Below are 24,939 nucleotides of genomic sequence, written 5' to 3'. Positions count from 1 at the left end.
TACCATCGGGGGCAAGCCCCCTCCCACATTTTGATCCGGTTTCTACAGGCCCAGCAGCGCCATACGTTCGCGTACCGACGCCTCGATCCCGGCTTCATCCAGGCCGCACTCGGCGAGCATCTGCGCCGGCTTGGCGTGTTCGACGTACATGTCCGGCAAGCCCAGATGCAGCACCGACTTGAGGATGTTCTCGCGTGCCAGGAACTCGCTGACCGCCGCTCCGGCACCGCCCATGATGGCGTTTTCTTCGACCGTCACCAGCAATTGATGGCTAGCGGCGATCTCGCGCACCAGGGCTTCATCCAAGGGTTTGACGAAGCGCATATCGACCACGGTGGCGTCGATTTTCTCGGCCACTTTCAGGGCTTCGGCCAGTTGCACGCCGAACACCAGGAATGCGGTCTTGCTGCCTTGGCGTCGCACGATGCCCTTGCCGATTTCGATCGGCGCCAGGTCTTTTTCGATCACTGCATTCGGGCCGGTGCCGCGCGGGTAGCGCACGGCGGCCGGGCCGTTGTAGAGGTGGCCGGTGCTGAGCATCTTGCGCAGTTCGTTTTCGTCGCTCGGCGTCATCACCAGCATGCCGGGGATGCAACGCAGGTAGGACAGGTCGAAGCTGCCGGCGTGGGTCGGGCCGTCTTCGCCGACCAGGCCGGCGCGGTCGATGGCGAACAGCACGTCGAGGTGCTGCACCGCGACGTCATGCACCAACTGGTCATAAGCGCGCTGCAGGAAGGTGGAGTAGATCGCCACCACCGGCTTGGCGCCTTCGCAGGCCATGCCTGCGGCGAATGTCACTGCGTGCTGCTCAGCGATGGCGACGTCGAAGTAGCGCAACGGGAAACGCTCGCTGAACGCCACCAGGTCGGAACCTTCCTTCATCGCCGGGGTAATCCCCACCAGGCGCGGGTCGGCGGCGGCCATGTCGCACAGCCACTCGCCGAACACACCGGAATACTTCGGCCCGCTGGCTTTTTTCGGCGCGGCGGCGGGGGCGTCCAGGGGGTCGAGCTTGGTGATCGCGTGGTAACCGATCGGGTCGACTTCCGCCGGGGCGAAGCCTTTGCCTTTTTTGGTGACGATGTGCAGGAACTGCGGGCCTTTGAGGTCACGCATGTTGCGCAGCGTGGCGATCAGGGTCGGCAGGTCGTGGCCGTCGATGGGGCCGATGTAGTTCCAGCCCAGCTCTTCGAACAGCGTGCCGGGCACCAGCATGCCCTTGGCATATTCTTCGGTGCGCCGGGCGATTTCCCACGCGCCGGGCAGGCGCGACAGCACTTTCTTACTGCCTTCACGCATGCTGGCGTAGGTCCGGCTGGACAGGATCTTCGCCAGGTAGTTGGACAGGCCGCCGACATTGCGCGAGATCGACATGTCGTTGTCGTTGAGGATCACCAGCATGTTGGCGTTTACTTCCGGCGCATGGTTCAGCGCTTCGAAAGCCATGCCGGCGGTCAGCGCGCCGTCACCGATCACCGCAATCGCCTTGCGATCACTGCCTTGCAGGCGCGAAGCAATCGCCATGCCCAGTGCGGCACTGATGGAGGTGCTGGAGTGGCCGACGCCAAAGGTGTCGTACTCGCTCTCGGAGCGGCGCGGGAAGGCGGCGATGCCGTCCTTCTGGCGCAGGGTGCTCATGCGCTCGCGACGGCCGGTGAGGATTTTATGCGGATACGCCTGATGGCCCACGTCCCACACCAGCCGGTCGTCTGGGGTGTCGAACACGTAATGCAGCGCGATGGTCAGCTCGATGACGCCCAGGCCGGCACCGAAATGCCCACCGGTCTGGCCGACCGTGTAGAGCAATTCCAGGCGCAATTCATCGGCCAGGGTTACCAGCTCGGTTTCACCCAGACGCCGCAGGCCGTCCGGCGTGGCAGCACGGTCGAGCAGGGGCGTGGACGGGCGTTTGCGGGGAATCTCTTGAAACGTCGTGGGCATCAGGCGAATCGTTATAGGTATAGAAGAGGCGGCAGTTTACCTCAAGCATCGCAAACTGCCCACGCAGAGCGCCGAACTTGACCGATATGCGGCCGTAATGGCCGCTGTTATCAGTAGCGACGTTCGACGATGTACCGCGCCAGGTCACGCAGGGGCTCGGCCGCCGCGTCGAAAGGTCGCAGGGCGGCCAGGGCCTGGTCGCGCAGTTCCAGGGCGTAGGCCTTGGCGGCATCCAGCCCGAGCAGCGCAGGATAAGTCGGTTTGTCCCGTGCGATATCGGCACCCTGGCGTTTGCCCAGGGTGGCGGTGTCACTTTCTACGTCGAGAATGTCGTCCTGCACCTGGAACGCCAGGCCGATGGCCCGGGAGTAGACCTGCAAGGCCGCCAATTGCGTGGCGTTGGCACGACCACTGGCCAGGGCGCCCAAGTGGACGGCGGCTTCGATCAGGGCGCCGGTCTTGTGCCGGTGCATGTGTTCGAGTGCCGGTTGATCGAGCTTCTGGCCCACCGAACCAAGATCGATGGCCTGGCCGCCGACCATACCGGCAGGGCCTGCGGCCACCGCCAGGGCAGTGACCATGCGCAAACGGATCTCGGCGTTCACGCTGCTCAAGCTCGGGTCCAGCAGCGCGCTGAACGCCAGGCTTTGCAGGCCATCACCGGCGAGAATCGCGCAGGCTTCGTCAAAGGCTTTATGGGTGGTCGGCTGACCGCGACGCAGGTCATCGTCGTCCATCGCCGGCAAATCGTCATGCACCAGCGAATAGGCGTGAATCAACTCCACCGCACAGGCCGCGCCATTGGCTTGTTCGGCGGGCGCGCCGAGGGCTTCGCATGCCGCATACGCCAGCAACGGGCGCACACGCTTGCCGCCATTCATGACGCTGTAGCGCATGGCCTCATAGAGACGTTTGATTTCGGGGCTTGGCGCAACAAACAAGGGCTCCAGCGCCGCATTGACCCGGGCTTGGCTACTGGCCTGATACGCGTCGATCATTCCGGCTGTTCCGCATCGAAAGGTTCTTCGGCCAACTCCCCGTCGCGTTCCAGCAACACCTGGACCTTCTGCTCCGCCTGCGCCAACGCGCTCTGGCAGTCACGGGTCAGGCCGATGCCTTGTTCAAACGCGGTCAGCGAGTCTTCCAGCGACAACTCGCCGTTCTCCAGACGCTCGACCAGGGTTTGCAGGTCGGCGAGGGATTGTTCGAAATCGAGTGCAACTTTTTTGCGGGCCATGGCGGCTATTCCGGTAGACGGTAAACCGGCGCGACACTAGCAGACATGGGGGATGGGGGCAAATGAGCGGGGGGGGGGGCAGACGACCCGGCCATCGCCTGCTGCAGGCTGTGCAACAGGGGTGAGCCGAATACACCGTTTATTCGGCTCATTTTGTGAGCCGATTGTGCGCTCGCCTATTACTGCACCGCAGCGGCACGCAAATAGTTATACACACTGGCCCGGGAAATCTTGAAGTAATCGCCGACGTAGTCGACAAAATTACGCACATCCAGCAAGCCGTGCTCCCGTGCCTGTACCAGCACCTGGATGATTTCCCCTCGGCCGAAATCGGCGGGTTTCAAATGATTCGCAGCGGCGAGGGTTTCGATGATCTCATTGAGTTTTTCCCGCCAATCGCCACTGAACAGCGATTCTGGGCGCGCCTGGGACTGCTGGCCTACGGCAAAGCCGCTGAGCAGTTTCTGCACTTGGGCCAGTGCGGTTACATCGAAGTTCAGGCACAACAAGGCGTTGGGCTCCCCGTTTGCCGCGCGGGCGACGAGGGAGATCGAACGCAACTGACGGCTGTTGAGGCCGGTCTTTTCATACGGCCCGACTACGTCGGGTCCGGCAGCCAACTCAGCCAAATCGGTGATCAGCGATTCATCTCCGACCTGACGTCGGGAAAAGCCATTGGCGATGTGGGCAATACGCCCGCTGCGCAGGTCGTGTACCACGGCTTCCAGGTCCGGATAGAGCAGGGCGGCGATGCCGTCGGCGGTTGCCTTGATGAACGCGATATCGACCATGGGTTAACCGGGCACAGGGAAAAGGAACGGTGATTGTACGCAGGCGTCCGAACAGTTGTCAGTTCACGGCCTGCATGCGCTGCACCGCGAGGGTGGCCAGCGCGATGTCCTGAGCGGCCAGGCCGGTCAAGTCGGCGAGGGTCAGGTCGTCGTCGCTGAAACGTCCGCACGCCTTGCCGGCCAGCACATGGCCGAGGGAAACGTCGGCGTGGTCGCTGATCAAATGGGCCCGTACTGCGTGGCTCATTTCGCCATGGTCGACGCATTGGCTGCGGTCATCGGTCATGAGCACGCGTGCCCGTTGCAGCAGTAGCGGGTCCAGTTCCTGTTTGCCAGGGCTGTCTGCACCCAGGGCGACAATATGCGTGCCTTTACGGACCACGGCGGCCGGCACGAGTGCCTGGGTCGACGGTGTGCAGGTAATCACCAGATTGCACTGTGCGAAAACAGCCTCAACGCTGTCGGCTGTTTGGGCCTTGAACCCCTCTTGAGTCAGTGTCCTGGCGAGATGTTGCGCCTTGTCAGGGGAGCGTGCCCAGATCACTACACGCTCGATTCCCAGCAGTTCGCAGGTCCAGCGTGCCTGCAGTTGCGCCTGATGCCCGCTGCCGATTATCCCTAACGCGCTCACCCGCCGAGGCGCCCCGGCCCGCGCAGCCAGGGCACCGGCGGCGGCAGTGCGGCAACTGGTCAGCCAGCCTTCGTCATTGAGGACGGCGCGGGTCTTGCCGGTGTGAGAATCGAACACCAATACCAGGCCATTATTGGTCTCCAGGCCGTGGGAAGGATTCTCGTAAAAGCCCATCGCCAGCTTGACCACAAACACCGAACCGTCTTTCGCATAGCCGGACTTGATATGACAGTCCCCCGGCGGGTTTTCAAACAGCAACACCCCCGGCGGCGGGGCCACGATGCGGCCGTCGGCGTGGCTGATCAACGCCTGTTCCACCGCGTGCAGCATGTCTTGGCGCGACAGCGTGGCGCGTAACGCACTGAGCCCGTAAACCGCCAGTGGTGCCGCGCTCATCAGGCACGCTCCCACGTGGAAAAGCAGGTTTTGAGCTTGAAATCCGAGGGTGTGGCCATGGCGCGTTCCTGACGATCAGCGGGGCGAAAGCGCGACACTAGCCTGATTTATATTGTTTGTCTAATTTGTATTTATTGTGCAATTGTCGTTTGAGTGTTTAAGCATTGCGTCAAACTCGGCCAGCCCCGCCTGCATCTTCTGCAGTGCCGCCATCTGCCGCGCCAGCTCCTCTTGCTTGCGAGCAATCGCCTGGCTCGCGCGCTCCCAAGGCAGCGCGTCGCCCTGGTGCCCCTGCAAAATGGCTTGCAGCTCCTTGAGTTTGAAACCCAACTGCTGAGCACATTTGATCACCATCAGCCGCTCGACACTCTGCGTCGAATAGACCCGATACCGTCCCTCTCTCTGCGGGGTGGGCAGCAGGCCGATCGCCTCATAGTGACGAATCGCCTTGATGGTCGTGCCCGACAGTTGCGCGGCTTTGCCGATGAACATGAAAACGCCCTTTTTCAAATAATCCGCCGGCCCGCGTCAGCCAGCGATTGCGCTGCGCGGACGTGGAGCCCAGCACCGGGCCGAGCAACAAGGTCTTGGTCACCGTGATGCCGCAAAATTCCAGTGTCGTCTTACGCATCTGATGGATGCCCGGCATGCGGTAGAACCAGCGGTAATACCACGGCGGCGTGTCCATGGTCACCAGTAAATGCGCGGTTCGGCCATGCAATAGTTTGTCAGGAAATGCCTTGCCTGCACGGTACTTGAAGGCAAAGCCGGGTAGGAAAACTCTATCTATGAAGCCCTTCATCAAGGCCGGAATACCACCCCACCAAATCGGGAAGACAAACGCCAAATGGCTGGCCCAAAGGATATCTTCCCGGGCGTCGAGCAAATCGGGCTCCAGGGCTTGAATGTCGTTGTAGCCGTTATGCAGGACAGGGTCGAAAGCCAGCGCGCCCAGCCGTAGGACGCGTACTTCATGGTCAGCGTTTGTTGCCGATTGGATGTAGGTGTCTGCCAGCGCCGAACAGAAGCTGGAACCGCAGGGGTGACCGAGGATGACCAGAATGCGCTGAGCCATGGGGGCGAGTCCTGAAAAGGGGCCTGCAGAGTAGGGGCTGCCGTATAGGGGAGAGTCAAGCGGCGGCGCTGCGGCCTCCGTTAGTCATAGAGCCACGGCCTCAAGTCCTTGAGGTTCGTGACCACAATCTGTTGCGCTTCAGGGTTCGGGTCCAGGTTGCGTGCATCAATCTGATAACGCTGCAGGACATACTTCACCAGCGCCCTGCGGCTGGGCACAACGAGCTGGCCGTCAACCATGCCAAAGTCGGTTTCGATGATTGCCTTTTGTGCCGCGCTCAACCGCCCGTCAGGCGCGATGATCACGGGTATTTCGGTGTTCCAGTCATCGTCCAGCGCCTGGGTGTTCTCTGATCCGTCCAGCAAACCAGGCTCGCCCCGCAGCCGGCTCAGCACAAAATCCCGGTACTCTCGATTCTTCTCACAGTACGCGCGCACGTGCCAGCGCATGCCGGTGTAGACCAGGGTGTGTGGTGCGATCAGGCGGATATCGACCTGGGGCGAATTCAGCGACACATACTCGGTCTCCAGGCGCAGGCCATCGCGGCAAGCCTTCAACAGAGGGCGCAGAATTTCCGGGCGGATGGGCCGATCCGGAACATCCAGAACCTTGGTATGCGCATAGGCCAGCGCCAAACCATCAATGTGGGGCGCGCGCTCGTGGTTTTGATAAAGCAGGTGCAAATAGGCGCTCGCGCTGTCGTCGATGAACAGCGGCTTGAACGTTTTGCTTGGCACATAGCCCTTTATTTTTTTGTCATATGTAAGGTTTTTAGGCGCATGTTCGGTGATGTACGTATTGATGTCTTTGGACGCCTGCTGACGGCTGATACCAAAGCTCTGGATCAAGTGGCCCGTGGTCAGCCGGCCCTCCCACCAGACGACGGTTTCGATCAAACGATAGCGAAGTGCCAGGTCCCAGCGAACCTGTTCGATGGATTGCTTGCGTTTCATACCCTCTCCATGTGCGCGAATACTTTACCTGTATAAGTCTACATTCTAGACCTGTCGTCTATCACTACATATCGTGTGGCTGTCGTTTAAACAAATCGAACACACCCAAGGAAGTACACATGACTATGGCAGAAGCAGTCTCGACAGGGGCGCTGGTAGTGCTGGGGAGCATCTTGCTGGTCCTCCTGCTGCAATACTTGCGGCTGCGTGAACTCTGGAAAATGGCGCTTACCTGCCGCAGAGACGCACGCTGGGGGCGGATCTGGGAGGCTGAGAACCGGGAGCTGCGTTCTGCGCTGCGCGCTGAGAAGGCGCATATCAAGCAGTTGCAGAGGAAGGTGGGGATTTTGCAGGGGGTGATTGCGCAGGGAGAGTAGGGGGATGTCTTGCTCATTGATATTCAGACGAGAGCAGGCGCCTTGAAACCCGATACCCGCAGGAGCCTACGCTTGACACGGATAGTGGCAAAATGCGATTGAGGCTTAAGAATTTTGGATCCAGGGCGAAAACCTTTTTTAGCGCGCACGTTTGCGAGCGCCACGCAGCAACGGAGAAAAGAACGATGGCAAGTATGGAAGCTCAATTGGAAGAGCAGTTCGATAAGGAAATGGCTGCGGTCAAACGCCCGAACCTGATGATTGTCGGCGGCACCGGTGTTGGAAAGAGCAGTCTGATCAATCATATCTTCGGCAAAACGATTGCCGAGGTCGGTACCGGACAGCCCGTCACTCGGGGTTGTCACCGGTACGAAGATGCCAACATCCCTTTGGTCATCTTTGATACCGAAGGTTACGAGGTGACTGAAGGCGGGCCTTCGGCAGGCAATTTTCGGGAAAAAATCATTCCCGAGATCATTCAGCGCAAATCCAAAGTGCTGGATGAGCATATCCATCTCATTTGGTACTGCCTGAGCGTGGCCAACCACCGCGTTACCGATTTTGACTTGGAAAACTTGCGACTCATTACCGGCGAACTGGATATCCCGGTGGCGGTGGTACTTACCCAGTGCGATGCCGAGCCCGTCGATGATGAAGGTCGCGGTGAGACTTCCCAGGCGTTTCGCAAAGTCCTGCGCGAGCATGGTGTTCATTGTGAGGTTTTTGAGACCTGTGCAAATAACCCCAACCATGACCCCGAGCTGAAACTGGACCTTGAAAAGTTGATCGCCTGGTCGAGCGCATCACTCAAGGACGATGCGTTGCGCCAGTCCTTTGTGGCTGCCCAGATTGCCTCGCTACCTGCCAAACGCAGCGAAGCGATGACGATCATCATGACCTACAGCGCCACCACCGCCGCCAGCGCCGGGCTTAACCCGGTGCCGATGTCGGACGCGTTACTCATTGTGCCTCAGCAGATGGCGATGGCCGCATCCCTGGCCAAGCTCTACGGGTTTGGCTCGATGGGTGAAATGGCCGTCAGCATGCTCAAAGGCCAGATCCTCAGCCTGGTGGGGCGCCAGTTGGCAGCCAGCCTGACCAAGATGATCCCCGTGCTTGGGCAGATCATTAACGCCGCTGTCGCCGGGGCGATCACCGGAGCGCTTGGCTTGGCCTTGGTCGAGGTCTATGAACGAGCCGTGGACGGCTACCTGAAGACAGGCAAGTCGCCGGACTGGGCCCGCCTCTTTTCTAATGAGCAGTTCATGCAGGCGTTCAAGATTGCGCTGGGAAAATGGGGCAATCAAAAAGCCTGAAGCCACTTGGCGCACTCTGAAGGCCGTGGCGAGAGACAGATCACGCTGTTTCTGTGCAGGTCTTCATCCCCTTTCCGCGGTTCAGGGTTTAGAGATACATGGATCAGTTCGCGATCAATATCATCGTGCTGGGTAAAAGCGGCGTCGGCAAAAGCAGCTTCTGCAACTATCTTTTCGACCAGGCGGGTTTGTTTGAGACGGGCAGCGGCAAGCCCGTCACCTCCTGGGAGAAAAACTTCCAGTCGCACACCTTCGAGCACCAGGGGCACCTGTTGAATGTGTTCGACAGCGTTGGCCTGGAAGCTGACAACTATGAGCGATGGCTCCAACAGTTCGACCGTTTCATGCAGCAACATCGTGCGCGCCCGATGGAGCCGGAAACCTGGATTCATGGTGCCTTCTATGTGATCAACGCCAGCTCGGCACGCCTGGAACCGGTGGATGTGAACCTGATCAAACGGCTCGGACAGGATGCCAGGATTCCCCTGCAAGTCATCCTGACCAATGCCGACGTTGCGGGCGATAAGGTCGAGGCTCTCCAGCGAGAAATTCACCACCTATGCCCGGGTGTATCGGTGACGCCGCTGTGTTCGGTATCGGTACGCAGGCGTGGTGGCCAGTCGACGCAAGCCTTTGGCCGCGATGAAGTGCTTTCGCTCTACCTGGAACAGTCGCACGCCTTTCTCAGCAAGCGTCTGGCAGCGATGAGCTGTTTGAACTTCAAGGGTGTACTTCGCCAAATGCGCGATACGGTCGTTGCCAAGATCGAAAAGGCAGACCTCAGCATCTTTAGAATCGCGGACCTCGATCTGGATACGGAAATCGAGTTACCCGATTTTGATGAGGTGTTTTCCGATCTGAAAGGCTTCGATGACTACCTCTCATCCTTTGGTTTCATGGGGGACTGGGAGACCAGCGATGAGTTGGAAAACGCAGTGACCCGTGTGTTTGACGACTTCCAGCGCGAGATGGAGGGCCGCTTCAAAGAGATCGAAGACGGGTTCGAGTCCGATAGCCTCCTGCGCAAGGTGGGCGCGCTCTACGAAGCGGCAAAGATCATCCTGACACTGAAGTCGACCATGATCGAATGGCTGGATGAAGGTTTTGGCCGCGTCCACGCAGCACTCGATCAGCTCTTCATCAAATATGCCGAGGACGACAACTTCTTCGCCAGTCATCTAACGGGACGCGTCTTAATCCGCCCCAAACTGTTCGGCATTTTTTAAGCACGGACTGCATCAGCGCTATTTAAGGGAGAGCAGTAACCATGGGGTTCGATACGATTTATGCGGTGCTGCCGGATCAGGTGGCCGAAATAAGCCGCTTGCAGTACCTGTTGGCTGAAGCACGGTTGCCGGTTGTGTCGGTGATCGGCAAATACAACCATGGCAAGAGCTCCTTGCTCAACGCCCTCGTGGAGCACGAGCAGTTCGCCGTGTCCGATGCTCGGGAAACCACCGTATTGAGCTACTTCGAGCATGAAGGCGTGAGGTGGTTGGACACCCCGGGGTTGGATGCTGACGTGGCGCGCGAAGACGACCGCGAGGCGATGAATGGCGCATGGCAGCAATCGGATATTCGGCTGTTCGTGCATTGCGTTCGAGAGGGCGAGTTCGACCAAAGCGAAAGCGAGATGATTGATGCGTTGCAACGGGACGCGTCAGACAGTGGGCGTCAGACCTTGATCGTACTGACCCAGATCGAGCAAGTCGAAGAACAGGCCCTGGCCAATGTTCAGGCGAGCATCAGAAAACAGGCGCCAACGCTGTCGATTATCCCCGTCTCTGCCCACCGTTACCTTCAGGGCTTACAAAGCGGTAGTGCGTTGAAGGTGAAGAAGAGTGGCGTCAAAGCGTTGCGCCAGGCTTTGCAAACGGCATTGGACGATGTGTCGCAAACCCGTCTCGATGAAGTGTCGGCGCTGGGAGAAACCCTCGGTGGCCTCATCGACCAGGGCCTGAGCAACCTGCAGGCGCAGCTTGAACATCGGCAATCCACTCAGCAAGCGCAACTGACTGGGTTTATGGATGACTACAGGCAACTGCACAGCAAACTCCATCAACAACTCAAAGGGACCTGAGCAATGCTTCCACTATTTTTGTTGGCCGGTGCTGCAATCGCTGCCGTCGCTGCGGCGGTGTCCAGCAGTTCGTCTTCGTCTTCGTCCTCTTCTTCTTCGGGGCCTTCCCGCGACTACGAACGTGAAGCGGCTGAAAAAGCGCTCAAAGTAAAACTTCAAGCCAATACCGACGCGGCGGAGCGTCAGCTCAAGGCTTTCCTTCAGAGCAAAGGCATTGAAGTGACGGCCGTGCAGTTTGCGGCATTGATTAAGTCGATGATCAGTCAGCCGGATAGATACCCCAGCGAGACGCTGAAAAAAGCCTTCCAGCGCACCGCCTCCATGCGCGCCATCGATGCGCAAGTCAGCGCATTGGAGCAGCAGATTGCGCAGCGCAGCCAAGCCAAGACCTTCCTTGACAGCTTGCCGATTGGCTGACCGCCTCTTGATACCGGTGTGACGCGTGTTTGCGCTCGCACCGCCCCTTTTTGGACTCTCTGTTCGCGACTTCGAGTGGCGTTAACAGGCAGAGGATTGTGTATGCAGGAAAAAGCATTTATCGACGCGCTCAAAGGGTTTGAATACCTGACCCAGCGCGTGGAAGCCGACGAAAGTGAATTACGCGATTGGCAGGCTGCATTGACGCGCGCGCTGAGCGTTCAGCCATCGCTGGGCAAGCTGAACCGCGATGGCCACCTCGCACGCCAAGCGCAAGGTGTGCGCGAAGTGGTGCAGGTGTGCATTAACGATTGGGGTAAGTCATGGGCGCGCAATCAGCCATCTGCCCAGCTTGCCGAAACCTTTGGCGACAAAGCTGTGATTCTGGTGTTCGGCAAGGTCAATGCCGGCAAGAGTTCGTTCTGTAACTTCATCGCCGAGCGCTTTGCCGCTCAGGGCGAAGCCGTTCAGTACTTTCATCTGGCGAACGATTCGATTGTCGACCGCGACGAGCCGTTCGCCGAAGGCGAGACGGAAACCACGTCGCAGATCCAGGGCATTCGCCTGGGGCAGAAGTTGATTCTCATCGATACGCCCGGCCTGTTGTCGGTGACGGGGGTCAATGGCGAACTGACCAAACGCTACACCGACAGCGCCGATGCGGTGCTGTGGTTGAGCAGCTCCACGGCGCCCGGGCAGGTGCAGGAGTTGGCTGAACTCGAAGGTGAACTCAAGCGTAACAAGCCACTGCTGCCCATCATCACCAAAAGCGACTTCTTCGACGAGGACGAGGTGCCGGGCCAGGACGAACTGGTCAAGGTGCTGCGCAACAAGACTGCGGCAAACCGCAAGATGCAAGAAGAGGATGTGCATAAAAGGGCTGCCGAGCAGCTCACCAACTCCCACCTCGACGCGGCACTGCTTAAGCCGGTCGTCTCTGTTTCGGTGCGCTTTGCCCGCGCACATGCATCGCAGGCGGATGCCTTGGACTCCGCTGGTTTCGAGCGCCTGTTCCAGCAATTGCAGCTGACTGCGCAAGAGGCTCGAACCTACAAAGAAGGCAAGGCGACGCAGTTGATGATCAGCCATCTGGAGAACAACGTACTGCACAGTCTGCGCAGCACGGTGCTCCCCCAGTTGGATGAACTGCGCAATGCGACGCGCACTGCGGTTCATGGCCTCAAGGTGCGTAACGATCAGATCGCCTCAGCGGTGCTCGCCGATGTGCTGCTAAAACTGGGCGACCTGCTGGAGACCCACAAGGCTACGCAGGATGTTAAGGCACTGACCCTGGATGTAAACGCGCTGTGCCAGGCAACGATCGAACATCACCTGACGCGGGAGTTGAAAGACTATGTCAATGAGCTCAAGGGTGCGCTGGTCGATATGTCCAGTGATGACATCGGCAGCTTCGAGGACCTTGGCGTTGACATTGAACGGGTGACCGGCCGAGGCAAACAAGCGGCGGCGGCGGCGAGCGCAAGTGCGATCGGCACCGCGATCGGCACCGCATTTGGCGGCCCGCTCGGTGCCCTTGCCGGTGGCCTGCTGGGTGGGATGATCGGCGGCGCCGTTGGCAAGTACATGGTCGAAACGGAGATGGTCCGGCAAGTCGTCGGCGTCAGTTATGCACGCCTGCATGCCAAGCTTGAAAGCGACCTGCGTGCTCGCTTGCCCAAGGCCGTTAACGTGGCGGTAGACACCTGCATCGAGTCGATCAACCTGGTAGAAGTCGAGGCCATGCGCCTGTTCGACATCATCGCGACCAGCGAACAGGACCTGAAGCAGTTGAAGGAGCGTATTGCGCGATGAACCCTTTTGAACGCTACAAAACCCTACTCGCCAGCGCCTGCGGCATTGCTTCGCGCTACCTGCCAGATGCATCCCAGCGTATCGAACAATTAGTCGAACAGATTGATGAACGCAAAGTACACGTGATGTTGTTCGGTGCCTACAACGCCGGCAAAAGTACGTTGATCAATGCCTTGCTGGGTGAAGAGCGCGCTGTGATTGGCGATATTCCAACCACCGATGCGGTACATCGCTACGATTGGGATGGGCATATCCTGCTCGATACTCCGGGCATCAATGCACCCATTGCACACGAAGAAGTCAGCACCGAGCAGTTGAAACGGGCCAACCTGATTTTGTTCGTGTTGCGCCAGGAAGATCAGGACGCGCAAAACATAATCGAGCGTATTTTTACCTTGATTGCCCAGCGTCGCCCGCTGTTCGTCGTGCTGAACTATGAAGACAGCGACCCTGCCGCTATCGAGCGTATCCAGTCCAGCTTCTCTCTGACATTGCTCAACCATGCGCGCAAAAATGCTATCGATGAGCGCCTGGTTCAACAGTTGCCCGTGATATTGATGAATATCAGAACGGCAAGTCGTGGCCGCCTGGAGGGCAAGGCGAAACTGCTCGAGCACTCGGGTTTTGAAGCCTTCATCGTTCGATTCAAACAATGGCTGCAGCATTTCGACAGTGAGCAACAATTGCTCAAGCAAACCTTCGGAATTATCGAAAGGGCATTGCTGGCGCCAGTGGCCAACTGCATCGACGGCGAAACACCACACGCCCAGCAGTTAGGCGCGATCGACGCTCAGTTGGAGCATATGGCTCGTCAGCAGCAACAGCTGAAAAACAGCGCCAGGCATTTGGTGCGCCGTGAGATTCTCGCGGCACGGCCGGCCATCGAGGCTGCACTCGATCAGTGTACCGATCCCGCGTCGTTGACCCGTGCATTGGAGGTTCAGGCACAGGGCATTGCCGAGAAACTGCAGCAATGGCTGGAAGGCGAGTTGCAGAGCATGCGCAAGGCGCAAATCAACGAGTTGCTGTCGGGCGCCGGGATCGACCCCAAGCTGTATTCGAACATCGAAGAAAGCGAACTGCTGGACAAGTTGTCCGGGCCGATCTTCGCTCAGCTCAAGGGCATCAACCAGGATCACCTGACCTCGTTGCTGGTACTGGGCCGCAAACTGAAGATACCGATGTTGAAAGGCCGTTGGCTCTCGACCTTGCAGAAATGGGCGGGGCGCGCAGCGCCAGTGGTTCAACTGGTATTCGCCATTGCAGAAATTTTTATGGCCGCTCGCAGCGAAGAGAAGGAGAACGAGCGCAACCACAGCCGTGCTCTTCAACGCATACAGTGGATTGAAGAAACAAGCGCCGAGGTGGAGAGCGCCTTGGTCCAAAGTGTCTGTGAGTTGATTGACCAACTCTTCCGCGAGCAGAGAACACCTTACGACGAGAGCCGTACCGCCTTGCAAGGCGCCGCCAGCCAACGTGAAAAAGACTGCAGCGACTGGCGTGAACTGACGCGCACGTTACAGGCGCTGGAGTTCCCAGCTTGAACGCCTGAGTTGAACCCGCCTTTTCGTCGTGACGCCGCCCATACGGGGCGGCTGCTTTTTTTTTGCAAAGGAATGACACTGCATGAATCGAATGTTTGTAAGCCCGTGGTTGTCGGTATCCCCCAACGGCCCGGTGACCTGTGCCCACCCCCAGGCACATGATTATGTGCATTTGCGCCAAGGCGAAATGGATGGCGCCTGTGGACCCTATTGCGTGGCGATGACCTTGATCGCGCTGGGCGTCATGTCTCGCGAGCAGGCTCAATCACTCGACAGCTATGATGGCCGAACTCGACTGGGTCGCTTTCGCGAAAGCCTGCTGGCCTTCGGCGCTCTGGTGTCGGAAGGCACCGACGATTTTGATGTGAGCTGGCTGGTTGACGTGTTCAAGCGCGCCGGGGTTGTGACCGAAGTGCTGGATGCGGCTCCGCGACGACAAACGACCATCCGCAATATTGCCGATGCCGTCGACAACCGCAAAATCCCGATCGTCGGTGTCGATTGGGACGGTGGCCTGGCGGGGCATTGGCTGCTGGTTATCGGCTATCAGGGTTACCAGGCAAACGATGACGATGAATTACAAATCACCCACCTGCTGTGCCTCGACCCCACCAGCGACGCCCCACGGGTGTCACTCTGGAATGCGGTGATCGAAGTCTTCACCGAGGAAGGTAAGTCGGTCAACGAAGGTCGTTATTACTGCCAGCATTGGGGGCCCAACGCCGCGCCGACGGCCTGCCGAATTGCTCAGAGTGTTTTGGTGGGGCTCGATAAAAAAGCGGAGTCCAACTATTTCTACTGAGTAAAGCGCGGGCGCCGCAACGTCCATAGCGGTATTTAACGAAGCAAGCCTGCTTTTTCAAGCAGGCTTATCGTTGACGGCGGTTTTCTTACTTCTGCTGCGCCGTCAGCGCCGCATAACCATTCATCAAGTTGCGATAGTTCGGAATACGCTGGGACAACAGATTGCCCAGGCCTTCGATATCGTTGCGCCAGTCGCGATGCAACTCACACGCCACCGAAAACCAGTTCATCAACTGCGCACCGGCCTGCGTCATCCGGCTCCACGCCGCCTGCTGCACCGTGGTATTGAACGTGCCCGACGCATCCGTCACCACAAACACCTCAAACCCCTCCGCCAGTGCCGACAACGTCGGGAACGCCACGCACACATCCGTCACCACACCGGCAATGATGATCTGCTTACGCCCGGTGGCCTTGATCGCTTTGACGAAGTCTTCGTTGTCCCACGCGTTGATCTGACCAGGACGGGCGATGTACGGCGCGTCCGGGAACATCGCCTTCAACTCCGGCACCAGCGGGCCGTTGGGGCCTTGCTCGAAGCTGGTGGTGAGGATCGTCGGCAGGTTGAAGAACTTGGCCAGGTCCGCCAGGGCCAGCACGTTGTTTTTGAACTCGTTGGGCGAAAAGTCCTGCACCAGGGAGATCAGGCCGGTCTGGTGGTCGACCAGCAGGACTACGGCGTCGTCTTTGTTCAAGCGGTTGTAGGTTGGCGTGCTCATGGTTGAATCCTTTTTTGTTTAAGTGGGTTGGGCGTTGCGTTCAACATGGGCACAGATTAATGGGTGGGACGCGGGGGATAAATCGGCTGGGAGGCGTCTTACTGTCAACTTAAAAGAGACAATTGGTTGAACGGCCAGCAGTATCGATCCCTTTCATTTGCAGGACGTTTCCTAGAGAATCCCAGCCGCTTGCGCCAGCGAAATTCCGTGACTAGGCTGCGGTCCGTCACTGCAAATTCAGTGATCGGGTTTAGTCGCCCGGACTTCGCTAGGCGCACGCGCCATCCCAAAGACAGGTGTCTTCTCATCTGCACTTTATGGTGGCTGTGCGCAGGGCACCTCCGGGTGCGCCGGTGCCTAGCGGCCGGTCGACTAACCTGTGCACAGCCGCCACCTCTGCTCGTTTAGTCGCGAAAGGACGGTGGTATTCACTTACTGCTAGGAGTTTTGCTATGGATAACGTTGTTTCGGATTCACCGTCATCGCCTGCGGCCAACCCCTTTACTGTCAATGAAGAACTGAGCTTCGAGGATGCCTGGGTGCGTGTGGCTGAGTTGCTGCAATGTGCGGTGGCGACATCGCAGGTGCTCGGGGAGCCGCTGGCTGCGCCGCAGAGGGCGGTGATGCATTTGGTGGAGATGGCGAAGCTGGTAGCGGAACGGGCGGTGGAGTGTTTGCAGCCTAGGTGACGCGACTTGAGAGGCGGGCAGGGCGATATGCGGCCCGCTATTGGCTGAATGTTTGGTTGGCGTTGGGTATTTGGATTTCGATGACTGCAGGCATTAAAAAGCCGGCTTGTGGCCGGCTTCTCGGGGACTGCCTCAGCTTGTTTTTGACAAACCTCAGCAGCCTTCAAATCGCTCAGCCAACATCGCGTCTGGCTGAATAGTCGGGGCATCCGCGGGCGTTTTTCCGCATCGCCTGGCAGGGTGAATAGCCTAAAACCAACCCCTGCCAAATGTGCGGCGCATGATACCCACATTCCCCTCAGTTGCCCACCTCCGGATCGGATTTAGAGCCTTCCCAGCCCAGTAGGTGTTCATCCAGCGGCACGGGTGGGCGGCGGTTGTTGAGGGTGGACCACCAGAACACCCAGCCGACGATCTGGAAGTTCTGTTCGAAGCGTTGATCGAAGGTCAGGTATTCGTCGGGGTGTTCGCCGGCGTTGTGGCTGCGCATGCGCAGGCCGCCGCCGGGGCGGTTGTAGAGGTATTTGATGCGCAGCATGTCGTCGTGTTCGACGGCGTAGATTTCGCCGTCGACGATTTGGGTGCGGCCGCGGTCGATGGCGAGCGTGGCGCCTTGTTGGATGATGTCGACCATGCTGTTATCGACCATGTAGGCGCCGAGGGCGCGGTCGGGGTTTACGTTTAAGGTGTCGAGGGTGTGACGGGAGAGGCGGATGCGTTCGGTTGAGGTGAAGGACGGATGGAGGGCGATCTCCACGTCGATGGTTTCCGGAGGACGGACGGGGCCGGTGAGGTATTTGCCGCTTTCTTCGCGGGTGGGCAATGCTTTCCTTGCATCGTGACCTTCCAACAGGAAGTTGGCCGGTGGGTGTTTAGGGCCTACGCCGGCGTGCAGCCAACGGCTGGAGACGCACAGCAGTTCTGCGATTTCGTTGAGTCGGCCCATGGGGACGCCGCGTTTGAACCAGTTGTTCACGTGTTGAGGCGTGACACCGCGGTTCTTGGCGAAGTCGGAAGCGGAAAGATGAACTTCCCGTAATAACGCTTTTAAGCGATCACCTGATGTATTCATAAACGCAGAGTTTACTGGCCGGAAAAACAGATCAAATAAACCATGCGTTCAATTGCCGGTGTAGGTTTTTGCTTAGTTGTAGCCTGATCTTTCTTTGTTGCTTGTTAGTTCAACATAGAGTGTTAAATGTTGAACTTGATGTTTAGTTTTTCCGACAAAAAAAGCCCCGAATGATCGGGGCTTTTTTGATTGCCGCAGCAATGAGGAGCAGGTATCAGCCTTTGTAGGCTGCGACCGACTTCATGATCTCGGCGCGGGCGGCGTCTGCGTTGCCCCAACCTTCGATCTTCACCCATTTGCCTTTTTCGAGGTCTTTGTAGTTCTCGAAGAAGTGCTTGATCTGTTCCAGCAACAGTGGCGGCAGGTCGGTGTATTCCTTCACGTCCACGTACAGCTGGGACAGCTTGTCGTGGGGGACTGCGATGACTTTGGCATCGCCGCCGCCGTCGTCGGTCATGTGCAGGATGCCGACTGGACGCGCGCGGATAACCGAGCCTGGGGTAACCGGGTAAGGGGTTACGACCAGCACGTCGAGGGGGTCGCCGTCGTCAGCCAGGGTGTTGGGGATGAAACCGTAGTTGGCCGGGTAGAACATCGGGGTGGCCATGAACCGGTCAACGAACAGGCAGTCGCTGTCTTTGTCGATTTCGTATTTGATCGGCGCGTGGTTGGCCGGAATCTCGATGGCGACGTAGATGTCGTTCGGCAGGTCTTTGCCAGCCGGAATCTTGCTGTAGCTCATTGGGCGTTGCCCCCGTAGTTGGCCATGGACATGGCCGGATTGGCCTAAAAGTGGCGGCGATTATAGGCATATTCTGACGCCGATGCCATGCACCAGACGTCGTACAGTCATTCGCCTTGCGGCTGATAACGCGGGTCGTGCACTTGCAGCTGGGAGAGGCGGGCTAGAGGGTCCTGGCGGTAAAAGCGGCTCAGTTGCGCGTACACCTGTGGATAACTGTGGATCAGTAAATCCGGTGCGCTGAAAAAATATTCGCTGGTGACGGCGAAAAATTCCGCCGGGTTTTCGGCGGCGTAGGGGTCGATGGCGGTTTCGGCGTCGGGGTTGGCGTCCAACTGGCGATTAAGCTCGTCGTAGGCGCCTTGCATCACGCTGGCCCAGTCTTGCACACGCATGTCGTGGTGCAGCGGCGGCAGGCCGTTGGCGTCGCCGTTGAGCATGTCGAGCTTGTGCGCCAGCTCGTGGATCACCAGGTTGTAGCCTTCCCAATTGCCGCTGGCCAGCACGCCGGGCCAGGCGAGGATCACCGGGCCTTGTTGCCAGGCTTCGCCGCTGTGCTCGCCGTCCCACTCGTGCTCGACGCCGCTGGCATCGCGATGGCGTTGCGGGCTGAGGAAGTCGTCGGGGTACAGCACGATCTCGTGGAAGCCCTGATACCAATCGAGGTCGCCGAGGTTCATCAGGGGCAGTTGCGCCTGGGCGGCGAGCAGCAGGCGTTGTTCCTGGTGCAGCTCGACGCCGGGCAGGGCGGTGAGGTGTTTTTCGGCGAGAAACACCACGCAGGCTTCGCGCAGCCATTGGTCTTGCTCGGCGCTGATGCCGTCGAGGAAGGTCAGGTGCTCGCGCACCCGCTGCCAGGTGTCATCGGCAATCGGGTGCTTGGCCAGCAGGCGCCGGCGACGCCAGGCGCTGAGGGACCACATCGCCGGTTACTGCGGCTTGGCTTCGGAGGACGCGCGGCCAAAGCGGCTGCGGAACACGCTAATGATCATCGGCACCAGCGACAGCAGGATGATGAACACCACCAGCAGCGAGAGGTTTTTCTTGATAAACGGTACGTTGCCGAAGAAGTAGCCGAGGGTCACCAGGCCGCCGACCCAGAAGACGGTGCCCAGCACGCTGAAGCCGAAGAAGCGCGGGTAGGGCATTTTCGCGATGCCGGCGACGAACGGTGCAAAGGTCCGCAGGATCGGCAGGAAGCGCGCCAGGGTCACGGTTTTGCCGCCGTGTTTGTCGTAGAAATCGTGGGTTTTTTGCAGGTAGTCGCGGCGGAAGATTTTCGAGTTCGGGTTGCTGAACAGGCGTTCGCCGACTGTTCGTCCGATCACGTAGTTGGTGCTGTCGCCGAGGATCGCCGCCAACATCAACAGGCCGCCCAGCAGCACAGGGTCCATGCCGCCGCCCGCCGCCACCGCGCCGGCAATGAAGAGTAATGAATCACCCGGCAGGAAAGGCATGACCACCAGGCCGGTTTCGCAAAAGATTACAAGGAACAGAATGGCGTAGATCCACAGACCGTAATTTTTTACCAGCAGGTCGAGGTAGACGTCGAGATGCAGGATAAGGTCAAGCGGGTTGAAATCCATGGATGGCACCTGTGTGAATGGCCCGACTCAGTAGGCCTGTGCGGAGGCTCGGGTAATAAGGCTACAAGTATTTGTCGGGCTTCTTACAACCCTGAAAGGCCGGCATTATACGGATTGGGAAGTGAAAAGAGTGTGTGGGTTTTGTAGCGGGGGATGTCATGGCACTCTGCTCCCAGAGCACCACCGAACCAAATGTGGGAGGGGGCTTGCCCCCGATGGGCACGTGTCAGTTATAAATAGTCTGACTGGCCCACCGCTATCGGGAGCAAGCCCCCTCCCACAGGGATTTTATGGCGCTTGGGGGATTGGGTCAGTCTTCGCTGATCGGCAGCACGTAGTTTTTGAACTCGGTGTCTTCGCGAAACCCCATCGACTCATACGTCTTCTGCGCCACGTCATTGTTGCTGCTGGTCGATACCCGCAGCCTCACGGCATGGGTTTCCTTGGCCATCTTCTTCGCCGTGCGCATCAGGTTATCCGCCACCAGTTGCCGGCGCGCGTCTTCGGCGACGTAGATGTCGTTGAGAATCCACACACGTTTGAGCGACAACGAAGAAAAGCTCGGATACAGCTGACAGAACCCGAGCAAGCGCTTGTCGTCGTCATCGGCCAGGGCCAGGTAGATCACCGACTCCTTGCGGCGCAGGCGCTTTTCCAGGAAGGCCCGCGAGGAGTCCGGGAACGGCAGGGCCCCGTAGAACTCGCGGTATTTGACGAACAACGGGGTCAACAGGTCCAGGTGTTCCAGGGTCGCTTGAGTGATCCGCATGCCAGGCCTCAACTTCCAAAGAGGGGGTACGACCACGCGAGCGGCCGTGACTTGATGCTGCCTAAAGACGCGAAAAAGCGCAATCGTGTGGGGATCAGTCCGTGGGCGGACTGAGCAGGAAATTGCCTTTCATCAAGTCCGGGTCATCTGACTCGAGGGTCTGAAGCTGCGCCTCATCCTTGAGATTGACCCCCGACAACTGTCGACGGCAGGCCTCGCGCATCAAATACAGCAGGCGGTGGGCTGCCATGCCATAACTCAAGCCTTCCAGGCGCACGTTGGAGATGCAGTTGCGGTATGCATCGGTGAGGCCAACCTTGGGGTTGTAGGTGAAATACAGGCCCAGGCTGTCCGGCGAACTCAGCCCCGGCCGTTCACCGATGAGGATCACCACCATCTTGGCGCCGAGTAACTGGCCAATCTCATCGGCCACCGCGACGCGGCCCTGTTCCACCAGGATCACCGGCGACAGGGACCAGCCTTCGGCGTGGGTCTGTTCTTCCATGCGTGTGAGAAACGGCAACGTATGTTTATGCACCGCCAACGCCGACAGGCCATCGGCTACCACCACGGCCAGGTCGACGCCGCCGGGGTTGGCCGCCGCATGGTCGCGCAGGGCCTGGGCCGATGCATCGCTCAGGCGCCGCCCCAGGTCCGGGCGTTGCAGGTAGCTGTGGCGATCGAGGGCGGCACTGTGCAGTAACAGGCTGTCACGCCCGCGTTCGGCAAGCTGAGTGCTGAGGCCGGCGTGGTCGAAGGGCAAGTGGACCGCGTCCCGCGCCTGGGCGTGGGCGAATTGGAAGTCCAACTGCGCGCTGGTCGGGATGCTGGTGCCGGTCCGGCCCAGGGCAATGCGCGCCGGGGTCAGGCGACGCAGTTCCAGCCAAGGGTTTTCGGGTAAGTCTGGTTGCACGGGCGGCTCCTTCATCCCAATTGCGCCAAGGCGTGGCGAAACGCCGGTGGCAGGCTGTTGCCGAAGCGCACTTTGCCGTCGGCTTGCGTGAAAATGCCCATTTTCGCCAGCCACTGTTCAAACTCCGGCGCCGGCTTTAAACCCAGTGTTTGGCGGGCGTACAGGGCGTCGTGGAACGAGGTGGTCTGGTAGTTGAGCATGATGTCGTCGGAACCGGGAATGCCCATGATGAAGTTGATCCCGGCCACGCCCAGCAGGGTCAGCAGGGTGTCCATGTCGTCCTGGTCGGCTTCGGCGTGGTTGGTGTAGCAGATGTCGCAACCCATCGGCACTCCCAGCAGCTTGCCGCAGAAGTGGTCTTCGAGGCCGGCGCGGATGATCTGTTTACCGTTGTACAGATACTCGGGGCCGATAAATCCGACCACGGTGTTCACCAAAAACGGCTTGAAATGCCGGGCCACGGCGTAGGCGCGGGTTTCGCAGGTTTGCTGGTCCACGCCGAAGTGCGCGTTGGCCGACAAGGCGCTGCCCTGGCCGGTTTCGAAATACATCAGGTTCTGCCCCAGGGTGCCACGGTTCAGGCTCAGGCCTGCTTCGTAGCCTTCCTGCAGCAGGCTCAGGCTGATGCCGAAACTGGCGTTGGCCGCCTCGGTGCCGGCGATCGACTGGAACACCAGATCCAGCGGGACGCCACGGTTGATGGCTTCGATGGAGGTGGTGACGTGGGTCAGCACGCAGGCCTGGGTGGGGATTTCGTAGCGCTGGATGATCGCGTCGAGCATCTCCAGCATGGCGCAGATCGAGGCGATGCTGTCGGTGGCCGGGTTGATGCCGATCATGGCGTCGCCGTTGCCGTACAGCAGACCGTCGAGAATGCTCGCGGCGATGCCCGCCGGTTCGTCTGTGGGGTGGTTGGGTTGCAGGCGGGTCGACAAGCGGCCACGCAGGCCCAGGGTGCCGCGAAACCGGGTGACCACGCGGATCTTCTGCGCCACCAGCACCAGGTCTTGCACGCGCATGATCTTCGACACGGCGGCGGCCATTTCCGGTGTCAGCCCTGGTGCTAATGCACGTAGGGATTGTTCATCGGCCGCATCGCTGAGCAGCCAGTCGCGCAGGCCGCCGACGGTCAGGTGGCTGACGGCGGTAAACGCCTGTTTATCGTGGGTGTCGATGATCAGCCGGGTGACTTCGTCGCTTTCATAGGGGATCAGCGCCTCTTGCAGAAAGTGCTTCAGCGGGATATTCGCCAAGGCCATTTGCGCTGCGACCCGCTCGCCATCGTTCTGTGCGGCGACGCCGGCGAGGAAATCCCCCGAACGGGCGGGGCTGGCCTTGGCCATCACGTCCTTGAGGCTGTCGAAGCGGTAGGTCGATGCACCCACCGCGTGGGAAAAACTTGCCATACAGTGTCTCCTGGATGACGCGGGCAACTGTGGGTAAGGCGCCCGCGTCGAGGTTTACGGCATTTAGTGCAAGGCGGCCTCTGCGGCCTGGATCGCCGCGAATTCTTCTTCCGGCGTGCCTGCTACCAAGTGATGCCGGCTGTAGAAAGCAAAGTAAGCAATTAATACTCCATAGATGATCGCCGCGCCAATCACCACCCGCGGGTCGACCAGAAAGCCCGCCACCACGGCCACGCAGGCCAATACCAGCGCCACGCCGGAGGTGAAGATGCCGCCCGGCGTGCGGTACGGACGATCCATTTTGGGGCGACGGATGCGCAGGGTGATGTGCGCGGCCATCATCAGCACGTAGGAAATGGTCGCGCCAAACACCGCCACCAGAATCAGCAGGTCACCCTGGCCGGTCAGCGACAGGCCGAAACCGATAATGCCGGGGATCACCAGCGCCAGGACCGGCGCCTTGCTTTTGTTGGTCTGGGACAGTTTGCGCGGCAGGTAGCCGGCGCGGGACAACGCGAAGATCTGCCGCGAATAGGCGTAGATGATCGAGAAAAAGCTGGCGATCAAGCCCGCCAGGCCGACCAGGTTGACGAAGCTGCCCATCCAGGTCGAGCCGCCATACGACAGCGCCAACGCTTCAACCAGTGGGTTGCCGGACTTGATCAGCGCGTAGGTGCCGGCGCCGCCCGGTGCAATCACCAGGATCAACAGGGCAAAACTGGTCAGCACCACAATGGCGCCGATCAGGCCGCGGGGCAGGTCGCGCTTAGGGTTCTTGGTTTCTTCGGCCGCCAGCGGCACGCCTTCTACCGCCAGGAAGAACCAGATCGCATACGGAATCGCCGCCCACACGCCGACGTAGCCAAATGGCAGGAAGGTGCTGGCGCCCTTGGCTTCGGTCACTGGAATGTCGAGCAGATTGGCGACGTTGAAGTGCGGCACCATCGCCACCAGGAACACACCCAGCGCAATGGCGGCGACGGCGGTAATCACAAACATCAGCTTCAAGGCTTCACCCACGCCAAAGATATGGATGCCGATGAAGATGATGTAGAACGCCAGGTAAATCATCCAGCCGCCAATGCCGAACAGCGACTCGCAATAGGCGCCGATGAACACCGCAATGGCGGCGGGGGCGATGGCGTATTCGATCAGGATCGCGGTGCCCGTCAGGAACCCGCCCCAAGGGCCAAAGGCGCTGCGGGCAAAACCGTAGCCACCGCCGGCGGTGGGGATCATGGACGACAGTTCGGCCAGGGAGAAGCACATGCACAGGTACATGGTGGCCATCAGCAATGTGGCGAGGAACATGCCGCCCCAGCCACCCTGGGCCAGGCCGAAGTTCCAGCCGGCGTAGTCGCCGGAGATCACGTAGGCAACGCCAAGGCCGACCAGCAGCACCCAGCCGGCGGCGCCTTTTTTCAGTTCGCGTTGTTGGAAGTAGTCGGTGCCGACTTTTTCGAAGTCGACGGAAGAACTAGTGGGTTCGCTAGGCATGGGAAAGTACCTTTCATTCTTATTGTTTTGGTCCCGACAAGTTGTCGCCGGGTAATGTAGGAGCGAGCTTGCTCGCGAAAAACTTCAGAGCACCGCGCAGAGCCAGGCTATCCGCGTAATCGTTGAGGTTCTTCGCGAGCGAGCTCGCTCCTACGGGGGGCGGTTATTGCCC

At 59.5% G+C, this 24,939-nt stretch carries 26 protein-coding genes; 9 read left to right on the top strand and 17 right to left on the bottom strand.

Features of this window, described 5'->3' with window-relative positions; genetic code table 11:
- Positions 1-42: 42 nt before the first annotated feature.
- From dxs to U5A08_RS26220, 8 genes are all read right to left on the bottom strand, one after another.
- Positions 43-1,941 (bottom strand): 1-deoxy-D-xylulose-5-phosphate synthase, encoded by a 1,899-nt coding sequence (gene dxs, locus U5A08_RS26255; protein WP_321849145.1) that lies wholly within the window; start codon positions 1,939-1,941, stop codon positions 43-45.
- Positions 1,942-2,051: 110 nt separating this feature from the next.
- A complete protein-coding gene (gene ispA / locus U5A08_RS26250; RefSeq protein ID WP_253399516.1) occupies positions 2,052-2,939 on the bottom strand; it encodes a (2E,6E)-farnesyl diphosphate synthase in 888 nt (295 codons plus the stop codon).
- Positions 2,936-3,178, bottom strand: a complete 243-nt coding sequence (locus U5A08_RS26245) for an exodeoxyribonuclease VII small subunit (RefSeq protein WP_003176346.1) — start codon at positions 3,176-3,178, stop codon at positions 2,936-2,938. Before U5A08_RS26245 ends, ispA begins: the two co-directional genes overlap by 4 nt.
- Positions 3,179-3,357: 179 nt before the next feature.
- Positions 3,358-3,969, bottom strand: coding sequence for a helix-turn-helix transcriptional regulator (locus tag U5A08_RS26240; RefSeq protein ID WP_253399514.1), 612 nt, complete (start codon positions 3,967-3,969; stop codon positions 3,358-3,360).
- Positions 3,970-4,027: 58 nt separating this feature from the next.
- The gene (locus U5A08_RS26235) at positions 4,028-4,996 is read right to left on the bottom strand and encodes a Rossmann-fold NAD(P)-binding domain-containing protein (protein WP_321849141.1); all 969 of its coding nucleotides are present in this window, start codon (positions 4,994-4,996) and stop codon (positions 4,028-4,030) included.
- A gap of 120 nt (positions 4,997-5,116) precedes the next feature.
- Positions 5,117-5,488: a MerR family transcriptional regulator gene (locus U5A08_RS26230; protein WP_253399504.1), complete on the bottom strand. Its 372-nt coding sequence runs from the start codon at positions 5,486-5,488 to the stop codon at positions 5,117-5,119.
- On the bottom strand, positions 5,427-6,071 hold the full coding sequence (locus U5A08_RS26225; RefSeq protein ID WP_321849139.1) for an NAD(P)H-dependent oxidoreductase: 645 nt from the start codon (positions 6,069-6,071) through the stop codon (positions 5,427-5,429). The genes U5A08_RS26230 and U5A08_RS26225 overlap by 62 nt, the downstream gene beginning before the upstream one ends.
- A gap of 80 nt (positions 6,072-6,151) precedes the next feature.
- Entirely contained in the window at positions 6,152-7,024 is an 873-nt protein-coding gene (locus tag U5A08_RS26220; RefSeq protein ID WP_253399502.1) for a BrxR family helix-turn-helix transcriptional regulator, read from the bottom strand.
- A 119-nt stretch (positions 7,025-7,143) separates the two neighbouring features.
- Between U5A08_RS26220 and U5A08_RS26215 the strand changes: the two genes are divergently transcribed.
- The 8 genes from U5A08_RS26215 (at position 7,144) to U5A08_RS26180 (ending at position 15,372) form a co-directional block, all read left to right on the top strand.
- Complete coding sequence (locus U5A08_RS26215) at positions 7,144-7,401, top strand: hypothetical protein (protein ID WP_247404833.1); 258 nt, start codon at positions 7,144-7,146, stop codon at positions 7,399-7,401.
- 185 nt (positions 7,402-7,586) lie between these two features.
- Positions 7,587-8,717, top strand: a complete 1,131-nt coding sequence (locus tag U5A08_RS26210; RefSeq protein ID WP_247404836.1) for a YcjF family protein — start codon at positions 7,587-7,589, stop codon at positions 8,715-8,717.
- A 98-nt stretch (positions 8,718-8,815) separates the two neighbouring features.
- The gene (locus tag U5A08_RS26205) at positions 8,816-9,943 is read left to right on the top strand and encodes a GTPase (protein WP_321849138.1); all 1,128 of its coding nucleotides are present in this window, start codon (positions 8,816-8,818) and stop codon (positions 9,941-9,943) included.
- Positions 9,944-9,984: 41 nt separating this feature from the next.
- Positions 9,985-10,797 (top strand): GTPase, encoded by an 813-nt coding sequence (locus tag U5A08_RS26200; RefSeq protein ID WP_247404843.1) that lies wholly within the window; start codon positions 9,985-9,987, stop codon positions 10,795-10,797.
- Between the two features lie 3 nt (positions 10,798-10,800).
- Positions 10,801-11,214 (top strand): hypothetical protein, encoded by a 414-nt coding sequence (locus tag U5A08_RS26195; RefSeq protein ID WP_321849132.1) that lies wholly within the window; start codon positions 10,801-10,803, stop codon positions 11,212-11,214.
- A 102-nt stretch (positions 11,215-11,316) separates the two neighbouring features.
- On the top strand, positions 11,317-13,026 hold the full coding sequence (locus U5A08_RS26190; protein WP_321849131.1) for a GTPase: 1,710 nt from the start codon (positions 11,317-11,319) through the stop codon (positions 13,024-13,026).
- Positions 13,023-14,570 (top strand): GTPase, encoded by a 1,548-nt coding sequence (locus tag U5A08_RS26185; RefSeq protein ID WP_321849130.1) that lies wholly within the window; start codon positions 13,023-13,025, stop codon positions 14,568-14,570. The genes U5A08_RS26190 and U5A08_RS26185 overlap by 4 nt, the downstream gene beginning before the upstream one ends.
- An 82-nt stretch (positions 14,571-14,652) precedes the next feature.
- Positions 14,653-15,372 (top strand): hypothetical protein, encoded by a 720-nt coding sequence (locus U5A08_RS26180; protein WP_247397336.1) that lies wholly within the window; start codon positions 14,653-14,655, stop codon positions 15,370-15,372.
- Between the two features lie 88 nt (positions 15,373-15,460).
- Here the strand turns inward: U5A08_RS26180 and ycaC are convergent, their stop codons facing one another.
- Positions 15,461-16,093, bottom strand: a complete 633-nt coding sequence (gene ycaC, locus U5A08_RS26175; protein WP_247397339.1) for an isochorismate family cysteine hydrolase YcaC — start codon at positions 16,091-16,093, stop codon at positions 15,461-15,463.
- Between the two features lie 452 nt (positions 16,094-16,545).
- Between ycaC and U5A08_RS26170 the strand changes: the two genes are divergently transcribed.
- Positions 16,546-16,782 carry a DUF6124 family protein gene (locus U5A08_RS26170; protein ID WP_253399490.1) on the top strand — a complete coding sequence of 79 codons (237 nt, stop codon included), beginning with the start codon at positions 16,546-16,548 and terminating at the stop codon, positions 16,780-16,782.
- A 298-nt stretch (positions 16,783-17,080) separates the two neighbouring features.
- Here U5A08_RS26170 and U5A08_RS26165 read toward each other — a convergent pair whose 3' ends face one another.
- The 8 genes from U5A08_RS26165 to eat all read right to left on the bottom strand — a co-directional run bounded on the left by U5A08_RS26165 (position 17,081) and on the right by eat (position 24,767).
- Complete coding sequence (locus tag U5A08_RS26165) at positions 17,081-17,854, bottom strand: LexA family transcriptional regulator (protein ID WP_253399488.1); 774 nt, start codon at positions 17,852-17,854, stop codon at positions 17,081-17,083.
- 214 nt (positions 17,855-18,068) lie between these two features.
- The gene (ppa, locus tag U5A08_RS26160; protein ID WP_048724712.1) at positions 18,069-18,596 is read right to left on the bottom strand and encodes an inorganic diphosphatase; all 528 of its coding nucleotides are present in this window, start codon (positions 18,594-18,596) and stop codon (positions 18,069-18,071) included.
- A 107-nt stretch (positions 18,597-18,703) separates the two neighbouring features.
- On the bottom strand, positions 18,704-19,519 hold the full coding sequence (locus U5A08_RS26155) for a M90 family metallopeptidase (protein ID WP_321849129.1): 816 nt from the start codon (positions 19,517-19,519) through the stop codon (positions 18,704-18,706).
- A 6-nt stretch (positions 19,520-19,525) separates the two neighbouring features.
- Positions 19,526-20,182: a DedA family protein gene (locus tag U5A08_RS26150; protein ID WP_321849127.1), complete on the bottom strand. Its 657-nt coding sequence runs from the start codon at positions 20,180-20,182 to the stop codon at positions 19,526-19,528.
- A 310-nt stretch (positions 20,183-20,492) separates the two neighbouring features.
- Complete coding sequence (locus U5A08_RS26145) at positions 20,493-20,951, bottom strand: GNAT family N-acetyltransferase (protein ID WP_253399483.1); 459 nt, start codon at positions 20,949-20,951, stop codon at positions 20,493-20,495.
- A 94-nt stretch (positions 20,952-21,045) separates the two neighbouring features.
- A complete protein-coding gene (gene eutC, locus U5A08_RS26140) occupies positions 21,046-21,879 on the bottom strand; it encodes an ethanolamine ammonia-lyase subunit EutC (RefSeq protein WP_253399482.1) in 834 nt (277 codons plus the stop codon).
- Complete coding sequence (locus U5A08_RS26135; RefSeq protein WP_253399474.1) at positions 21,876-23,270, bottom strand: ethanolamine ammonia-lyase subunit EutB; 1,395 nt, start codon at positions 23,268-23,270, stop codon at positions 21,876-21,878. The genes eutC and U5A08_RS26135 overlap by 4 nt, the downstream gene beginning before the upstream one ends.
- A 63-nt stretch (positions 23,271-23,333) precedes the next feature.
- Entirely contained in the window at positions 23,334-24,767 is a 1,434-nt protein-coding gene (eat, locus tag U5A08_RS26130; RefSeq protein ID WP_253399471.1) for an ethanolamine permease, read from the bottom strand.
- Positions 24,768-24,939: the final 172 nt, after the last annotated feature.

The organism is Pseudomonas paraveronii, from assembly GCF_963681955.1.
Lineage (GTDB): Bacteria > Pseudomonadota > Gammaproteobacteria > Pseudomonadales > Pseudomonadaceae > Aquipseudomonas > Aquipseudomonas paraveronii.
This window is presented reverse-complemented; position numbering and strand designations above follow the sequence as displayed.

Excerpts from the sequence above, each read along its gene's own strand:
- U5A08_RS26195 (WP_321849132.1), top strand. The coding sequence starts at position 10,801 with ATGCTTCCACTATTTTTGTTGGCCGGTGCTGCAATCGCTGCCGTCGCT.
- eat (WP_253399471.1), bottom strand. The coding sequence starts at position 24,767 with ATGCCTAGCGAACCCACTAGTTCTTCCGTCGACTTCGAAAAAGTCGGC.
- U5A08_RS26145 (WP_253399483.1), bottom strand. The coding sequence starts at position 20,951 with ATGCGGATCACTCAAGCGACCCTGGAACACCTGGACCTGTTGACCCCG.
- U5A08_RS26185 (WP_321849130.1), top strand. The coding sequence starts at position 13,023 with ATGAACCCTTTTGAACGCTACAAAACCCTACTCGCCAGCGCCTGCGGC.
- ppa (WP_048724712.1), bottom strand. The coding sequence starts at position 18,596 with ATGAGCTACAGCAAGATTCCGGCTGGCAAAGACCTGCCGAACGACATC.
- U5A08_RS26165 (WP_253399488.1), bottom strand. The coding sequence starts at position 17,854 with ATGAATACATCAGGTGATCGCTTAAAAGCGTTATTACGGGAAGTTCAT.
- U5A08_RS26200 (WP_247404843.1), top strand. The coding sequence starts at position 9,985 with ATGGGGTTCGATACGATTTATGCGGTGCTGCCGGATCAGGTGGCCGAA.
- U5A08_RS26170 (WP_253399490.1), top strand. The coding sequence starts at position 16,546 with ATGGATAACGTTGTTTCGGATTCACCGTCATCGCCTGCGGCCAACCCC.
- U5A08_RS26225 (WP_321849139.1), bottom strand. The coding sequence starts at position 6,071 with ATGGCTCAGCGCATTCTGGTCATCCTCGGTCACCCCTGCGGTTCCAGC.
- U5A08_RS26190 (WP_321849131.1), top strand. The coding sequence starts at position 11,317 with ATGCAGGAAAAAGCATTTATCGACGCGCTCAAAGGGTTTGAATACCTG.
- dxs (WP_321849145.1), bottom strand. The coding sequence starts at position 1,941 with ATGCCCACGACGTTTCAAGAGATTCCCCGCAAACGCCCGTCCACGCCC.
- ispA (WP_253399516.1), bottom strand. The coding sequence starts at position 2,939 with ATGATCGACGCGTATCAGGCCAGTAGCCAAGCCCGGGTCAATGCGGCG.
- U5A08_RS26150 (WP_321849127.1), bottom strand. The coding sequence starts at position 20,182 with ATGGATTTCAACCCGCTTGACCTTATCCTGCATCTCGACGTCTACCTC.
- U5A08_RS26210 (WP_247404836.1), top strand. The coding sequence starts at position 7,587 with ATGGCAAGTATGGAAGCTCAATTGGAAGAGCAGTTCGATAAGGAAATG.
- U5A08_RS26180 (WP_247397336.1), top strand. The coding sequence starts at position 14,653 with ATGAATCGAATGTTTGTAAGCCCGTGGTTGTCGGTATCCCCCAACGGC.
- U5A08_RS26220 (WP_253399502.1), bottom strand. The coding sequence starts at position 7,024 with ATGAAACGCAAGCAATCCATCGAACAGGTTCGCTGGGACCTGGCACTT.
- U5A08_RS26205 (WP_321849138.1), top strand. The coding sequence starts at position 8,816 with ATGGATCAGTTCGCGATCAATATCATCGTGCTGGGTAAAAGCGGCGTC.
- ycaC (WP_247397339.1), bottom strand. The coding sequence starts at position 16,093 with ATGAGCACGCCAACCTACAACCGCTTGAACAAAGACGACGCCGTAGTC.
- U5A08_RS26235 (WP_321849141.1), bottom strand. The coding sequence starts at position 4,996 with ATGAGCGCGGCACCACTGGCGGTTTACGGGCTCAGTGCGTTACGCGCC.
- U5A08_RS26155 (WP_321849129.1), bottom strand. The coding sequence starts at position 19,519 with ATGTGGTCCCTCAGCGCCTGGCGTCGCCGGCGCCTGCTGGCCAAGCAC.
- U5A08_RS26135 (WP_253399474.1), bottom strand. The coding sequence starts at position 23,270 with ATGGCAAGTTTTTCCCACGCGGTGGGTGCATCGACCTACCGCTTCGAC.
- U5A08_RS26230 (WP_253399504.1), bottom strand. The coding sequence starts at position 5,488 with ATGTTCATCGGCAAAGCCGCGCAACTGTCGGGCACGACCATCAAGGCG.
- U5A08_RS26240 (WP_253399514.1), bottom strand. The coding sequence starts at position 3,969 with ATGGTCGATATCGCGTTCATCAAGGCAACCGCCGACGGCATCGCCGCC.
- eutC (WP_253399482.1), bottom strand. The coding sequence starts at position 21,879 with ATGAAGGAGCCGCCCGTGCAACCAGACTTACCCGAAAACCCTTGGCTG.
- U5A08_RS26245 (WP_003176346.1), bottom strand. The coding sequence starts at position 3,178 with ATGGCCCGCAAAAAAGTTGCACTCGATTTCGAACAATCCCTCGCCGAC.
- U5A08_RS26215 (WP_247404833.1), top strand. The coding sequence starts at position 7,144 with ATGACTATGGCAGAAGCAGTCTCGACAGGGGCGCTGGTAGTGCTGGGG.